The sequence below is a fragment of the Roseicyclus sp. genome (assembly GCF_965662675.1).
Taxonomy (GTDB): Bacteria; Pseudomonadota; Alphaproteobacteria; order Rhodobacterales; family Rhodobacteraceae; genus Roseicyclus.
On the sequence record NZ_CBFIIK010000071.1, the window covers coordinates 1 to 13,998 of the forward strand.

Consider the following 13,998-nt stretch of genomic DNA (forward strand, 5'->3'; position numbering starts at 1 on the left):
GACGACATGGACGCAATCAAGGCAGAGGCGGCGCAGGTCGGCTATCCGCTCATGCTCAAGGCCTCTTGGGGCGGCGGCGGTCGGGGTATGCGCCCCATCGAAAACCCCGATGAATTGCCAGAAAAGGTTTTAGAGGGACGCCGCGAAGCCGAGGCCGCGTTTGGGAATGGCGAGGGGTATCTGGAAAAGATGATCCAGCGCGCCCGCCACGTAGAAGTTCAGATCCTTGGGGATCAGCAAGGCAATATCTACCACCTCTATGAGCGCGATTGTTCTGTCCAGCGCCGCAACCAAAAGGTCGTGGAGCGCGCGCCCGCCCCCTATCTCAGTCAGGCCCAGCGCGAAGAGATCTGCCTGCTCGGCAAGAAAATCTGCACACATGTGAATTACGAATGCGCGGGCACCGTCGAATTCCTGATGGATATGGACAGCGGCGCCTTTTATTTCATCGAGGTGAACCCCCGCGTGCAGGTCGAACATACCGTGACCGAAGAGGTGACGGGCATCGACATCGTGCGCGCGCAAATCCTGATCGCAGAGGGCAAATCTCTGGTCGAAGCGACGGGTGTGGCCAGCCAATACGATGTGAAGCTCGACGGTCACGCGATTCAGTGCCGTGTCACGACCGAAGATCCGACCAACAACTTCATCCCCGATTATGGGCGTATCACCGCCTATCGGGGCGCGACGGGCATGGGCATCCGGCTTGATGGCGGCACGGCCTATTCGGGCGCGGTGATCACGCGCTATTACGACTCGCTTCTGGAAAAAGTCACCGCTTGGGCGCCGACGCCAGAGGCCGCGATCGCGCGGATGGACCGGGCTTTGCGCGAGTTCCGCATTCGGGGCGTGAACACGAATATCGATTTCGTGATCAACCTGCTGAAACACCCGACCTTCCTGAATTACCAATACACGACCAAGTTCATCGACACGACGCCCGCGCTGTTCGATTTCAAGCCGCGCCGTGACAGGGCCACGCGCATCTTGACCTATGTGGCCGATATCACCGTCAACGGACACCCCGAGACCCAAGGCCGCCCACAACCGCGCGCCGATGTGAAGCCGCCCAAAGCCCCCGCTGCGCGAAGCGATCGCTACATTTCGGGCACAAGGCAGCTGTTGGAGGAGAAGGGGCCAAAGGCGGTAGCCCAGTGGATGAAGGATCAGACCCAGCTCTTGATCACCGACACGACGATGCGCGACGGGCATCAGTCGCTCTTGGCAACCCGCATGCGCTCGATCGACATGATCCGCGTGGCACCCGCCTATGCCGCCAAGCTGCCGGGGCTGTTCAGCGTCGAATGCTGGGGCGGCGCGACCTTCGATGTCGCCTATCGCTTCTTGCAGGAATGCCCATGGCAACGCCTGCGCGATATCCGCGCCGCCATGCCCAATATCATGACCCAGATGCTTTTGCGTGGCGCCAACGGGGTGGGCTACACGATATACCCTGACAATGTGGTGCAGGCCTTCGTGCGTCAGGCCGCCGATAGCGGCGTCGACATCTTCCGCGTTTTCGACAGCCTGAACTGGGTCGAGAACATGCGCGTGGCGATGGATGCGGTGCAGGATGCGGGCAAGATCTGCGAAGGCACGATCTGCTACACGGGCAATATCCTCGATCCTGACCGGGCGAAGTATGACCTGAAATACTACGTCAAGATGGCCAAGGATCTGGAGGCCGCGGGCGCGCATGTCCTGGGGCTGAAGGATATGGCGGGGCTGCTCAAGCCCGCATCGGCGGCCGTCTTGATCCCCGCGCTGAAGGATGCAGTGGACCTGCCCATCCATTTCCACACCCATGACACGGCGGGCGTGGCTTGCGGCACGATCCTGACGGCGGCGGCGGCGGGTGTCGATGCCGTCGATTGCGCAATGGATGCGCTGTCGGGCAACACCTCTCAGGCGACGCTGGGAACAATCGTGGAGTCCCTGCAATTCACCGAGCGCGACACGGGCCTTGATATCCGCGCGATCCGCGAGATCAGCGATTACTGGGAAGCCGTGCGCGCCCATTACGCCGCGTTCGAGTCCGGCATGCAGGCCCCCGCCTCCGAGGTCTATCTGCACGAAATGCCGGGCGGCCAGTTCACCAACCTCAAGGCGCAGGCGCGCTCGATGGGGCTCGAGGATCGCTGGCACGAGGTGGCGCAGATGTATGCCGATGTGAACCGGATGTTCGGCGATATCGTCAAGGTGACGCCGTCGTCCAAGGTGGTGGGCGATATGGCGCTGATGATGGTCTCCCAAGGGTTGACGCGCGCCGATGTCGAAGACCCGGCCAAGGATGTGGCCTTTCCCGATAGCGTGATCGACATGATGCGCGGCAATCTGGGCCAGCCGCCGGGCGGCTTTCCCCCCGGCATCTTGAAAAAGGTGCTGAAAGACGAGGTGCCGATCCTCGATCGCCCCGGCCTGCATGTGGCATCCATCGATCTGGAAAAAACCCGGACCGAGGTGGCGGCCAAGCTGGAACAAGACGTCGATGACGAGGATCTGATGGGATATTTGATGTATCCCAAGGTCTTCAGCGATTACGCCACCCGCCACAAGGATTACGGGCCGGTCCGCACCCTGCCCACGCGCACCTTCTTTTACGGGATGGAACCCGGCGAAGAAATCGAGGCCGAGATCGACCCCGGTGTCACGCTCAACATCCAGCTTCAAGCCGTGGGCGAGACCACCGAAGAAGGCGAGGTCAAGGTCTTCTTCGAGTTGAACGGCCAGCCCCGCACCATCCGCGTGCCCAACCGCAAGCTGGGTGCGACCGTCGCAAAACGCCCCAAGGCCGAAATCGGCAACCCCAACCATATCGGCGCGCCGATGCCCGGTGTCGTGGCCTCGGTCGCGGTCACGGTCGGCCAAAAGCTCAAGATGGGCGATCTGATGCTGACCATCGAGGCGATGAAGATGGAAACCGGCCTGCATGCCGAACGCGACGCCGTGGTGCGCGCCGTCCATGTCGGCCCCGGCGGCCAGATCGACGCCAAGGATCTGCTGATCGAATTGGAGTGAGAGGGGGCGGGACGCGCGCTTTGCACTAGGCAAACACCCTGCCCGACGGGGTGTCACCATGCTGCGACCGGCCAAAGCGTCAGGTTGTTTACAGGGGCGCGCCCGCAGCCGGCGAAAACCCGCGTCAAACCCGCAAATTCCCCCTTGCACCCCCCAGCACTTGGCACTAATACCCGCCTCCACAGAGCGGGTGTAGCTCAGGGGTAGAGCATTACCTTGCCAAGGTAAGGGTCGTGAGTTCGAATCTCATCACCCGCTCCAGTCGCAAAGGCCCGGGTCGCAAGACCCGGGTCTTTTCGTTTGCGCCGGTCACGTCACAACAGGCGCTGGATTGATCCCGATGCTCTTTCGCGTATATGCATGCGCGATAGATGATCTGTGCCGGATACATGAAACGTCACCCAAGCCCCATCCGCTTCACCACCCCGCTGCCCGGAAAGCGGCGCTGATGAGCGAGAGGGGGAAGGTCGCGATCATCGGCACGCTCGGCGTGCCGGGGCGCTATGGCGGGTTCGAGACCTTGGCCGAGGAATTGGTGCGCGCCGCCGCCCGCTCTGGCCGTGCCGATCGGCTGACCGTCTGGTGCAGCGCGCCGCAAACCGCAAAGCCCCTGCCTGACAGCTATATGGGTGTGGCGCTGCGCTACCTGCCGCTCAGGGCCAACGGGGCGCAATCCATCCCTTATGATGCGCTCTCACTTTGGCAAGCGGCCCGCGGCGGCTACAGCGCGGCGCTTTTGCTGGGCGTGTCGGGGGCCATGGCATTGCCGGCGCTGCGCGCGCTCTCGCCCATGCGGATCATCTGCAATATCGACGGGGTGGAATGGCGACGCCAGAAATGGCGCGGGGCCGCGCGCGCAGTGCTGAAACGCTCCGAGGCCGCCGCCGTGCGCTGGTCGCATACGCTGATCGCCGACAACCCCGAGATCGCCCGCCACGTGAGCGAGAGCTACCAGCGGGGCACGATCGAAATCCCCTATGGCCATGAGGAAACGAACCCCTCGCCGCCTGCCGATATCAGCGATCTCGCTTTGCCTGACGGCTACGCGATGGCGATGGCGCGCGCCGAACCCGAGAACCATCTTGAGCTGATCTTGTCGCATTTCGCCTCTGACCCCACCTTGCCGCCGCTAGTGGTGATGTCGAACTGGGACGACACGGGCCATGGTCGGATGCTGGCCAAACGTTTTCAAGGAAAGCCACGGCTGCATCTGGTCGATGCGGATTATGACCCCGCCCGCCTTGCCGCGATCCGCGCCGGTGCGCTGTGCTATATCCACGGCCATGCCGCCGGCGGTACCAACCCGGCCCTTGTCACCATGATGGGCCAAGGCCTGCCCATCGCGGCATGGGATTGCACCTATAACCGCGCCACGACCGAGGGTCAGGCCGGGTTTTTCGACAGTGCTGCGGGGCTGCACGCCTGCCTGCAGGGCTTGACCGATAATGCCGCCGCCGCGGCCATGGGCGCGCGATTACGGGCCATTGCCGAGCGCCGCTATCGCTGGGAAGATGTCACAGATGCCTATTTCCGTCTGCTCGGCCTCTAGCCCGCTCTTTCCCCTGCGCCAAGGCACGGCTATACCGCCGCCACATGCGACAAGGGAGCAGGCCGATGCGCACCGCCCAGATCACCCGTAAGACCAACGAGACCGACATCACCCTGTCGGTCGCGCTCGATGGCACGGGACGCCGTGACATCAAGACCGGCATAGGGTTTTTCGATCATATGCTCGACCAACTCGCCCGCCACGCGCTGATCGACATGGAAATCAACGCCACGGGCGATCTGCATATCGACGATCACCACACGGTCGAGGATGTGGGCATCGCACTGGGCCAAGCGCTGGCGCGGGCGATGGGCGACAAACGCGGCATCCGCCGCTATGGCAGCTTTCACCTTGCGATGGATGACGCGCTCCTGCGCGCGGCCCTCGACTTGTCGGGGCGGCCTTATCTGGTCTGGGATGTGGAATTTCCCACCGCCAAGATCGGCGGTTTCGACACCGAGTTGGTGCGCGAGTTCTTCCAAGCGCTCTCGACCCATGGCGGCATCACGCTGCATGTAACGAAGCTCGCCGGGATCAACAGCCACCACATCGCGGAAGCGGCCTTCAAATCCGTGGCGCGCGCGCTGCGCGAGGCGCTCGAGCCAGATCCGCGCAGCGAGGGTGCCATCCCCTCGACCAAGGGAACGCTGTGACCGCATGACCACGGTCTTGATCGACTACGATTCCGGCAATCTGCATTCGGCCGAGAAAGCCTTTCAGCGGATGGCCGCCGAGGGCGGGCATGGCGCGGTCGTGGTGACATCCGACCCCGATCAGGTGGCGCGCGCCACCCGTATCGTGCTGCCCGGTGATGGTGCCTTTCCAGCCTGCCGTCGGGGCCTGCAAGCCATCGACGGGCTGGAAGCCGCGATCGTCGAGGGCGTGGAACAGCGCGGCGTGCCGTTCTTGGGCATCTGCGTCGGTATGCAGATGCTGGCCACATGGGGCCGCGAATACGAGGATGTGGCGGGTTTTGGTTGGGTGCAGGGCGAGGTGACGCGCATCACCCCTGCCGATCCCGCCCTCAAGGTGCCGCATATGGGCTGGAACGATCTGGTGATCGACCGACCCCATCCGGTGCTGGCGGGGATCGAAACGGGCGATCACGCCTATTTCGTCCATTCCTACGCCATGCGCGTGGAAAATCCCGCCGATCTTCTGGCACATGTCGATTATGGCGGGCCAGTCACGGCGATCGTGGGCCGCGCCAATGTCGTGGGAACCCAGTTCCACCCCGAGAAAAGCCAGCGCGCGGGGCTCAGGCTGATCGCCAATTTCCTGAACTGGCGTCCCTGAACCCCGCCGCCTGCGATCAGTTGCGCTGCCAGGTGCCGCCCTCGCGGCAGATGGCACCGCCCATCACGCAGCCTGACACGGTCAAGGCATTGCCCGCCAGCGCAAGCCGCGAGCGATAATCCCGCCCGCGATCGGGCGAATGCAGCATGCCGCGATACTGGCCGGCCTCGCCTGTCGGGTTGGTATCCCAGATCAATTGGCGGCCAGTGTTCTCGGACTGCATCGGATTGCCCGCGCTGTCGAAGGATTGCACCAACGTGCCGCAAAGCGAGGTGCCGCATTGCGTGATCCGGATGATCCCGCTGTTGCCGTTGTCATCGGCCGCCGTACGCCAATCGCCGATCAAGGGATCGGCCATCGCAGCAGTTGCCATCACCATCAGCGCCACAGCGCCGCCTACCAGTTTCCGCATAACATCTCCTCCCAAGAGTTGCGCCATGATCTAGCCGCGCGGGGGGGGCATGTGTCCAGCATGACGTTGCGCCAAATGCCGGTCTTGCCCATCGCGCGCCCCTTTGACAAAAGCGCGCCAGATGACCGCGAAAGGAACAAGCGCCATGATCCTCTACCCCGCTATCGACCTCAAGGATGGTCATGCCGTCCGTCTTGTGCGCGGTGAAATGGATCAGGCGACCGTGTTCAACACCGATCCGGCAGCACAGGCACGCGCCTTTCAGGATGCGGGCAGCGCATGGCTGCACCTCGTCGATCTGAACGGCGCCTTCGCGGGTGAGCCCGTGAATGGCGCCGCCGTCGAGGCGATCTTGGCCGCCACCGATATCCCTGCGCAACTCGGCGGCGGCATCCGCGACATGGCCACGATCGAGATGTGGCTGAAAAAGGGTATCGCCCGCGTGATCCTTGGCACCGTCGCGGTGGAAAACCCCGATCTGGTGCGCGCCGCCGCCCGCGCTTTCCCCGGCCAAGTCGCCGTGGGCATCGATGCGCGCAAGGGCCGGGTCGCCACCAAGGGCTGGGCCGAAGAAACCGATGTGATGGTCACCGATCTGGCGCGCCAGTTCGAAGATGCGGGCGTGGCCGCGATCATCTACACCGATATCGACCGCGACGGGGCGATGGGGGGGCCGAACGTGCAGGCCACCGCCGATCTGGCGCGCGCGACCGCCATCCCCGTCATCGCAAGCGGCGGGGTGTCCTCGCTGGCCGATCTCATCGCCCTGCGCGACACGGGCGCCATTGCCGGCGCCATCTCGGGGCGCGCGCTCTATGATGGCGCGCTCGATCTCGGCCAAGCACTCGCAGCCCTTGCCTGATCCCTTCATCTTTCCGAAAATACGCAAATCCCGCCGCCCGCCTTCCCTCGCCCCCGCCAATCGGCTAGGCAGATCCCATGCTCAAGACCCGCATCATCCCCTGTCTCGATGTCGCCGATGGCCGCGTGGTCAAGGGGGTGAATTTCGTCGATCTGGTCGATGCGGGCGATCCGGTAGAACAGGCGCGCGCCTATGATGCGGCGGGTGCGGATGAGCTGTGTTTCCTCGACATCCACGCCACCCATGAAAACCGGGGCACGATGTATGATCTGGCCACCCGCACGGCCGAGCAATGCTTCATGCCGCTGACCATCGGCGGCGGCGTGCGCACGGTCGAGGATGTGCGCAACCTGCTTTTGGCGGGCGCCGACAAGGTCAGCTTCAACTCCGCCGCCGTGGCCGACCCCGATGTGGTGGCGCGCGCGGCCGACAAATTCGGCAGCCAATGCATCGTGGTGGCGATCGACGCCAAGACCGTGGCGCCGGGAAAGTGGGAGATTTTCACCCATGGCGGTCGCAAAGCCACAGGCATCGACGCGGTGGAATTCGCCAAGATCGTAGTCGCCAAGGGCGCGGGCGAGATCTTGCTCACCTCGATGGATCGCGACGGCACGAAATCGGGATTCAACCTGCCGCTGACCCGCGCTGTGGCCGATGCGGTACCCGTGCCGGTGATCGCAAGCGGCGGGGTGGGCACGCTCGACCATCTTGTCGAAGGCGTGACCGAGGGGCATGCGAGCGCCGTGCTCGCCGCCTCGATCTTTCACTTCGGCACCTATTCAATCGCCGAGGCCAAGGCCCATATGGCCGCGGCCGGTATCCCCGTGAGGTTGACATGACCGACGACACGCTAAGCCGGCTTGCCGCCACCATCGCCGCGCGCAAGGGGGCCGATCCCGACACCTCATGGACCGCAAAACTGCTCGCCATGGGCCCCGAGAAAGCGGCCCAGAAATTCGGCGAAGAGGCCGTCGAGGCCATCGTCGAGGCGGTGCGCGGCGATCGCGAAAAACTGACGGCCGAGGCGGCGGATGTGCTTTACCACCTTCTGGTGATGCTCACCGCGCGCGATGTGGCGCTGTCGGATGTCTTGGCGGAACTCGCGCGCCGCGAAGGCCGCTCGGGGATCGACGAGAAAGCCAGCCGCGGCTAGGCGGGACGAAAAAAGCACGTTTTCGAATGGGAAAACTGCCGTTTTCCGCCCCGATCAAAGCTTCGAGGAAATGATCCCGGTGTTGAACCCGCCCATGCGCAGCTCGCCGAACAGGCGTTGATACTCGATCTTGGGGCAGCGATCCTGAATCACGGTCAGCCCCGCCGCTTCGGCCTTGGCCGCCGCCGCATCATGGGTCACGCCGATCTGCATCCAAATCACCTTGGGCAGTGGGTCCATCGCCAAGACCTCATCCACGATCCCCGGCACGGCCTCGGAACGGCGAAAGATATCGACCACATCGACGGGATCGGGGATATCGGCGAGGCTGGCGCGGACTTCTTGGCCCCAAAGACGTTCACCGGCATGGCCGGGATTGACCGGCACGACCTTGTAGCCCTTCAGCCCAAGGTAACGGCCGACGAAGTGGCTGGGGCGCACCGGGTTGGGCGAGACGCCGACAAGCGCGAAAACACGGGATTTTCGCAAGATGTCGCGCAACAGATCATCGGAGGGGTCTTGGGTCATGTCCCCCTTTACCAGAACAAAAAAGCGCCCGCAGCCGAAATGACGCGGGCGCAGGTGATGGAACGAGGGACAGTGGTCAACGGACGGTGTTCCGAACCGCCCGTCACACGATAGATGTGGCGCGCGCAGGCATTTTGTAGTGTGAAAACAAAAAAGTGATCCCGCGCAGGCGCGCATACGCTGGACGCGGGGATCAGTCGAAGATGTCCTCGATCACCTCGAACACCTCTTCGAAGGCTTTCTTCCAGAGCGATTTGCGCCTCTTCACCGGTTTGCGTGCGCGTCCATCGTCGGATGCCTTGCGCGGGCCGGGCTGCGTCAAGCCATGCGGCGCGGGGCGCGGGGCGCTGCGCTTCTTGGGCTGATCGGGCGCGGGGGGCTTGAGCCATTTCATCTCGTGCAGCGGCGCGCCACAGGCCCCACAGGCCAATTCATGTCCGCCGCGCGCGGTCAGTTGCAGCGCTTGGCGACGCCCGCAATAAGAACAGGTTGCAAGTTTGGTCTGCATCCGCGCGGCGATCCCTCAGGCCTGTGTGATCGCATATAGGGAGACCGCCGCCGCATTCGAGACATTGAGCGAGCCAAAATCACCAGATGCGGGAATGCGGACAAGATAATCGCATAATTCGCGCGTCCGCTCGCGCAGGCCCGGCCCTTCGGCACCCAGCACCACGGCGACGGGACGATCCGACAGCTCTGCCGCAACGACACCCAGATCGATCTCGGCCGCCCCATCAAGACCGACACAGACAAAGCCCATATTCTTGAGTGCCTCGATCGCATTGCCCAAGTTCGGCACCCGCAGATAGGGCTGCCGCTCCAGCGCACCCGAGGCGGTCTTGGCCAGCGCGCCCGTCTCGGGTGCGGCATGACGGGCGGGTGCGATCACCGCACGCGCGCCGAAAACCTCGGCTGAACGCAAGATCGCGCCCACATTGTGCGGGTCGCTGACCCGGTCCAGCAGCACAAGCCGCGGCAACCCCATCCCCGGTGCCATCGCCACATCCTCTAGGCTGCCCCAATCAAGCGGCTTGACCTCAAGCGCGGCACCTTGATGGACTGAGCCGGGATCAAGGGGTGCGGTAAATTTGCGGGGGTCTGCGATCTCGGCCTCGATCCCTGCGATGGCGATCGCATCGGCCAGCTTGTCGGCGGCATTGCGTGTCACGATCAGGCGCAGCCGCGCACGCGCGGGGTTGAGCAGCGCATCGCGCACCGCATGCAGGCCGAAAAGCCACACGGTTTCCGCCGCCGAAGCGCGCTTGGCCTTTTCTTTGTCGATGACCCAAGTGGGTTTTTTCGTCATGGTCGGCGCCCTTGTTCCTTGCGCCATGGGTTACGCGCGCGAAAGCCGAATGCCAAGGGGCAGCGCCCGCGCGTTTTCGCGGTTGACGGCCCCTGCCCCCGTGATTATCCAGCCCTCGCGTCGGGCGACGTGCTGCAAGGTGCGGCAGCGGACTGTAACTCCGCCGGGGAGACCCATGCCTGGTTCGATTCCAGGGTCGCCCACCATCCCCCCTAGCCGAATCGATTTTGCACATGCCGCGTTCTGCGGCCGCAAATCCTGCGCCGGATTTTCCTTCTGGTTGTATTTTAAGTCATTTTTAACCCTGATGCGCCGATAAGGCGGGCAATCACCGCGCGGCGGCGCGCAATCACATGCTTGCATGTTGTCGATTGAGGAAGATTGCGGTAACGAATGATTGGGGTCGCGATCTTTCGCGAATGCTGCTTTGGGGATATCGCCTGTGACACTCATTCCCGACTTCGGGTCTATCCATACGGAAGCCGTGCCCGCTTTTGTCGAAACGCGGGCGCAACCCTTGGCCTATCGTGTCGCCAAACGCGCCTTTGACCTGTTTTTTTGCACCATCTTCCTGTTCCCCGCGATGCTGGTGGTCTTGTTTCCGCTCTTGGTGCTGAACCCGATCTACAATCCCGGCCCGCTGTTTTTTCGGCAAAAGCGCATGGGCCGTGATTGCAAACCCTTCCGCGCCTTGAAGTTCCGCACGATGGTTGGCAACCCGACCCAACGGCGTGGGCCGGATGACCCGCTCGAGATGCACCGCATCACCCCCTTGGGCCGCTTCTTGCGCCTGACGCGCTTCGATGAATTGCCACAAATCCTCAACGTCTACCTCGGCGAGATGAGCTTGATCGGCCCGCGCCCCGATTATTTCGCCCATGCCCATCACTATATCCACGCCATCCCCGATTATCGGCACCGCTACAGCGTGCGCCCCGGCATCAGCGGGCTGGCCCAGATCCAGCTTGGCTATGCAGAAGGGATCGAGGCCACACGGCACAAGACCGCCGCCGATATCGATTATATCCGCAATGCCAGCATGTCGTTGGATATGTGGATTTTCTGGCGGACCATGGTCACGGTCTGGCGGATGCGCGGCACCTGAGCGCCTGACACGACGGGCGACGGGGGCAGGCTGAAATGCAAAAGAATATTGACACGAACACCGCAACGCCCGCGGTCTTCAATGTCATGATCGTCGGGCAAGCCGGGCGCTTGACCTATGAGGCGGTGCTTTTTGCCGCCAGCTTTCGCCGATGCAACCCCGACTTTCAGGGGCAATTATTCATCGCCGAACCGCAGCCGGGCCCGCGCTGGTCGCGTGATCCACGCATCACCGACACGGACGCCCGCCAGCTTTTGACCGAGGATTTCGGCGCGACGATCTTGCCCTTCGAAAACCGGCATTTCGGCGAAAGCTACCCCTATGGCAACAAGATCGAAGCGCTCGCTTCACTGCCAGCAGACACGCCCTTTGTCTTCTTCGACACCGATACGCTGATCACCGGCGATCTGTCTGAGGTGCCGTTCGATTTCGACCGCCCTGCCGCCAGCCTCCGGGTCGAGGCGACATGGCCGCAGCTTGAGCTTTACGGGCCAGGCTACACGGCGACATGGAAATCGCTTTACGACAAGTTCGGCCTCGATTTCACCGCCTCGCTCGATATGGGCTGGCCCGCCGAATATTGGCGCCACTACCTCTATTTCAACGCGGGATTTTTCTATTACCGCGACCCCGCAGCCTTTGGCGCGCGGTTCTTGGAATATGCGCTGGCCATCCGCGACACGCCGCCGCCCGAGTTGATCTGCCAGTCGCTTGACCCTTGGCTGGATCAGGTCGCCCTTCCTCTTGTCATCCACGCCCTTGGCGGCGGGCGCGACGCGTTGGCGCAAGGCTGGCTGGATGGGAGCCATAGCTGCCATTACCGCGTGCTACCCCTTGCCTATGCGCGCGAGGATCAGGCGGTGATCGACCTGCTCGAAGAAATCACCACGCCAAATCGCATCAAGAAGGTGCTGAAAACCTACGAACCGATCAAGCGGATGATCTACCAAGGCAAGGGCGCCAAGGCCCGCGCCCTATTCGACCGCGCCAACCTTCCCCGCCGCGAACAGGCGATCCGCAACACGCTCAAGCGCGAGAATTTGTGGCTGCGGTAAAGGGGGGCATGCCACAAACAAAAACGGCCCCACCAATCGGTGAGGCCGTTCGCGTTGCGCTGCGCTAGGGTCAGCCCGCGCTGGCGGGTTCTTCTTTCTTGCGTTCGGAATAGATCATCAGCGGTTGCGCCTCGGAGGTTACGGCCTCCTCGTTGACAACGACCTCTTCCACACCCGCGGTGCTGGGCAAATCGAACATGGTGTTGAGCAAGATATCTTCCATGATCGAGCGCAGACCCCGCGCGCCGGTTTTGCGGGCAATGGCGCGCTTGGCGATGGCGGTCAGCGCGTCATCGGTGAACTTGAGCTTCACATCCTCAAGCTCGAAAAGGCGCTGGTACTGCTTGACCAGTGCATTCTTCGGCTCGGTCAAGATGGTGACCAATGCTGCCTCGTCCAGATCTTCCAGCGTGGCAAGCACAGGCAGGCGGCCGACGAATTCGGGGATCAGGCCGAATTTCAACAAATCCTCCGGTTCCAGATCCTTGAAATACTCGCCCACCGATTTGGATTCGGGGTCGCGCACATCGGCGCCAAAGCCCATGGCGCTGCCCTTGCCGCGCTGTGCGATGATCTTGTCCAGACCCGCGAAAGCACCGCCGCAGATGAACAAGATGTTGGTCGTATCGACCTGCAGGAATTCTTGCTGCGGATGCTTGCGCCCACCCTGCGGCGGCACGGAGGCGACGGTGCCCTCCATGATCTTCAGCAGTGCTTGCTGCACCCCCTCGCCCGAGACATCGCGGGTGATCGAGGGGTTGTCGGATTTGCGCGTGATCTTGTCGACCTCGTCGATATAGACGATGCCGCGCTGCGCGCGTTCGACGTTATATTCGGATGCCTGCAACAGCTTGAGGATGATATTCTCCACATCCTCGCCGACATAGCCCGCTTCGGTCAGCGTCGTGGCATCGGCCATGGTGAAGGGCACATCGAGGATACGCGCCAAGGTCTGCGCGAGCAGCGTCTTGCCGCAGCCCGTCGGACCGATCAGCAGGATATTCGATTTTGCCAGCTCGATCTCGGATTTGCCCGCATTGTTGAGCCGCTTGTAATGGTTGTGCACCGCCACCGACAGCACCCGCTTGGCGTGGCGCTGGCCGATGACGTAATCGTCAAGCACATCGCAGATTTCGAGCGGGGTCGGCACGCCACCCGCCGATTTCAGCCCCGATGTCTTGGTTTCCTCGCGGATGATGTCCATGCAAAGTTCGACGCATTCATCACAGATGAATACGGTCGGCCCGGCGATCAGCTTGCGCACCTCATGCTGGCTTTTGCCGCAGAACGAGCAATACAGCGTGTTCTTCGTGTCGCTACTGGATGAATTCGCCATGCTCTACACCTCAACCGGTCTGTCGGGCCATATTGACCGCCGCGTCCGCGCAGTGGCGCGCGGACCCCGTTCGCAAAAGCCTAGAACAGCCGATCCGACACCACAATGCGAAATTCCCGCCAAATCCGGCAGGCGCGATGCCGATCATTTGCTCTCGCCATCGGCAGGAACACGGGTTTCCACGATTTCGTCGATCAAGCCCCAGTCCTTGGCCTGTTGCGCGTCCATGAAGTTATCCCGCTCAAGCCCGTCGACCACCGCCTCGAAGGTCTGGCCGGTATGCTTGACATAGATTTGGTTAAGCCGATCCTTGAGCTTCTGGGTCTCGCGGGCATGGATCATGATATCCGTCGCCTGACCCTGGTAGCCGCCCGAGGG

The 13,998-nt window shown here is 62.8% G+C and carries 15 protein-coding genes and 2 tRNA genes; 11 read left to right on the plus strand and 6 right to left on the minus strand.

Annotation, left to right across the window (positions count from 1 at the left end; genetic code table 11):
* The 5 genes from pyc to hisH form a co-directional block, all read left to right on the plus strand.
* On the plus strand, positions 1 to 3,018 hold a 3,018-nt coding region (gene pyc / locus ACTG4J_RS10735; RefSeq protein WP_439139416.1), incomplete at its 5' end, for a pyruvate carboxylase.
* Between the two features lie 186 nt (positions 3,019 to 3,204).
* Positions 3,205 to 3,279, plus strand: a tRNA-Gly gene (locus ACTG4J_RS10740).
* A 187-nt stretch (positions 3,280 to 3,466) separates the two neighbouring features.
* Positions 3,467 to 4,567, plus strand: coding sequence for a DUF1972 domain-containing protein (locus tag ACTG4J_RS10745; protein WP_439139418.1), 1,101 nt, complete (start codon positions 3,467 to 3,469; stop codon positions 4,565 to 4,567).
* Between the two features lie 65 nt (positions 4,568 to 4,632).
* Complete coding sequence (hisB, locus tag ACTG4J_RS10750; RefSeq protein ID WP_439139420.1) at positions 4,633 to 5,220, plus strand: imidazoleglycerol-phosphate dehydratase HisB; 588 nt, start codon at positions 4,633 to 4,635, stop codon at positions 5,218 to 5,220.
* Positions 5,221 to 5,224: 4 nt separating this feature from the next.
* The gene (gene hisH, locus ACTG4J_RS10755) at positions 5,225 to 5,863 is read left to right on the plus strand and encodes an imidazole glycerol phosphate synthase subunit HisH (RefSeq protein ID WP_439139421.1); all 639 of its coding nucleotides are present in this window, start codon (positions 5,225 to 5,227) and stop codon (positions 5,861 to 5,863) included.
* A gap of 16 nt (positions 5,864 to 5,879) precedes the next feature.
* Here the strand turns inward: hisH and ACTG4J_RS10760 are convergent, their stop codons facing one another.
* A complete protein-coding gene (locus tag ACTG4J_RS10760) occupies positions 5,880 to 6,275 on the minus strand; it encodes a DUF2147 domain-containing protein (RefSeq protein ID WP_439139423.1) in 396 nt (131 codons plus the stop codon).
* 145 nt (positions 6,276 to 6,420) lie between these two features.
* Here ACTG4J_RS10760 and hisA point away from each other — a divergent pair, with 145 nt between their 5' ends.
* The 3 genes from hisA (at position 6,421) to ACTG4J_RS10775 (ending at position 8,290) form a co-directional block, all read left to right on the plus strand.
* A complete protein-coding gene (hisA, locus tag ACTG4J_RS10765) occupies positions 6,421 to 7,137 on the plus strand; it encodes a 1-(5-phosphoribosyl)-5-[(5-phosphoribosylamino)methylideneamino]imidazole-4-carboxamide isomerase (RefSeq protein ID WP_439139425.1) in 717 nt (238 codons plus the stop codon).
* 77 nt (positions 7,138 to 7,214) lie between these two features.
* Positions 7,215 to 7,976, plus strand: a complete 762-nt coding sequence (hisF, locus tag ACTG4J_RS10770) for an imidazole glycerol phosphate synthase subunit HisF (RefSeq protein WP_439139427.1) — start codon at positions 7,215 to 7,217, stop codon at positions 7,974 to 7,976.
* Positions 7,973 to 8,290 (plus strand): phosphoribosyl-ATP diphosphatase, encoded by a 318-nt coding sequence (locus ACTG4J_RS10775; RefSeq protein WP_439139428.1) that lies wholly within the window; start codon positions 7,973 to 7,975, stop codon positions 8,288 to 8,290. The genes hisF and ACTG4J_RS10775 overlap by 4 nt, the downstream gene beginning before the upstream one ends.
* A 54-nt stretch (positions 8,291 to 8,344) precedes the next feature.
* On the opposite strand, the gene ACTG4J_RS10780 is transcribed toward ACTG4J_RS10775, so the two are convergent.
* From ACTG4J_RS10780 to rlmB, 3 genes are all read right to left on the minus strand, one after another.
* Complete coding sequence (locus ACTG4J_RS10780) at positions 8,345 to 8,818, minus strand: CoA-binding protein (RefSeq protein ID WP_439139430.1); 474 nt, start codon at positions 8,816 to 8,818, stop codon at positions 8,345 to 8,347.
* Between the two features lie 193 nt (positions 8,819 to 9,011).
* The gene (locus ACTG4J_RS10785; protein ID WP_439139431.1) at positions 9,012 to 9,326 is read right to left on the minus strand and encodes a hypothetical protein; all 315 of its coding nucleotides are present in this window, start codon (positions 9,324 to 9,326) and stop codon (positions 9,012 to 9,014) included.
* Between the two features lie 15 nt (positions 9,327 to 9,341).
* Complete coding sequence (rlmB, locus tag ACTG4J_RS10790; protein WP_439139433.1) at positions 9,342 to 10,124, minus strand: 23S rRNA (guanosine(2251)-2'-O)-methyltransferase RlmB; 783 nt, start codon at positions 10,122 to 10,124, stop codon at positions 9,342 to 9,344.
* A 122-nt stretch (positions 10,125 to 10,246) separates the two neighbouring features.
* Between rlmB and ACTG4J_RS10795 the strand changes: the two genes are divergently transcribed.
* From ACTG4J_RS10795 to ACTG4J_RS10805, 3 genes are all read left to right on the plus strand, one after another.
* Positions 10,247 to 10,330: transfer RNA gene (locus ACTG4J_RS10795), tRNA-Tyr, on the plus strand.
* 278 nt (positions 10,331 to 10,608) lie between these two features.
* Positions 10,609 to 11,229 (plus strand): sugar transferase, encoded by a 621-nt coding sequence (locus ACTG4J_RS10800; RefSeq protein ID WP_439139435.1) that lies wholly within the window; start codon positions 10,609 to 10,611, stop codon positions 11,227 to 11,229.
* A 35-nt stretch (positions 11,230 to 11,264) separates the two neighbouring features.
* On the plus strand, positions 11,265 to 12,284 hold the full coding sequence (locus ACTG4J_RS10805) for a hypothetical protein (protein WP_439139437.1): 1,020 nt from the start codon (positions 11,265 to 11,267) through the stop codon (positions 12,282 to 12,284).
* 70 nt (positions 12,285 to 12,354) lie between these two features.
* On the opposite strand, the gene clpX is transcribed toward ACTG4J_RS10805, so the two are convergent.
* Positions 12,355 to 13,620 (minus strand): ATP-dependent Clp protease ATP-binding subunit ClpX, encoded by a 1,266-nt coding sequence (gene clpX, locus ACTG4J_RS10810; RefSeq protein ID WP_439139438.1) that lies wholly within the window; start codon positions 13,618 to 13,620, stop codon positions 12,355 to 12,357.
* 144 nt (positions 13,621 to 13,764) lie between these two features.
* Positions 13,765 to 13,998, minus strand: a 234-nt coding sequence (locus ACTG4J_RS10815; protein WP_439139440.1) for an ATP-dependent Clp protease proteolytic subunit, incomplete at its 5' end; no start/stop codon positions are given.

Excerpts from the sequence above, each read along its gene's own strand:
- ACTG4J_RS10745 (WP_439139418.1), top strand. The coding sequence starts at position 3,467 with ATGAGCGAGAGGGGGAAGGTCGCGATCATCGGCACGCTCGGCGTGCCG.
- hisB (WP_439139420.1), top strand. The coding sequence starts at position 4,633 with ATGCGCACCGCCCAGATCACCCGTAAGACCAACGAGACCGACATCACC.
- hisH (WP_439139421.1), top strand. The coding sequence starts at position 5,225 with ATGACCACGGTCTTGATCGACTACGATTCCGGCAATCTGCATTCGGCC.
- ACTG4J_RS10760 (WP_439139423.1), bottom strand. The coding sequence starts at position 6,275 with ATGCGGAAACTGGTAGGCGGCGCTGTGGCGCTGATGGTGATGGCAACT.
- hisA (WP_439139425.1), top strand. The coding sequence starts at position 6,421 with ATGATCCTCTACCCCGCTATCGACCTCAAGGATGGTCATGCCGTCCGT.
- hisF (WP_439139427.1), top strand. The coding sequence starts at position 7,215 with ATGCTCAAGACCCGCATCATCCCCTGTCTCGATGTCGCCGATGGCCGC.
- ACTG4J_RS10775 (WP_439139428.1), top strand. The coding sequence starts at position 7,973 with ATGACCGACGACACGCTAAGCCGGCTTGCCGCCACCATCGCCGCGCGC.
- ACTG4J_RS10780 (WP_439139430.1), bottom strand. The coding sequence starts at position 8,818 with ATGACCCAAGACCCCTCCGATGATCTGTTGCGCGACATCTTGCGAAAA.
- ACTG4J_RS10785 (WP_439139431.1), bottom strand. The coding sequence starts at position 9,326 with ATGCAGACCAAACTTGCAACCTGTTCTTATTGCGGGCGTCGCCAAGCG.
- rlmB (WP_439139433.1), bottom strand. The coding sequence starts at position 10,124 with ATGACGAAAAAACCCACTTGGGTCATCGACAAAGAAAAGGCCAAGCGC.
- ACTG4J_RS10805 (WP_439139437.1), top strand. The coding sequence starts at position 11,265 with ATGCAAAAGAATATTGACACGAACACCGCAACGCCCGCGGTCTTCAAT.
- clpX (WP_439139438.1), bottom strand. The coding sequence starts at position 13,620 with ATGGCGAATTCATCCAGTAGCGACACGAAGAACACGCTGTATTGCTCG.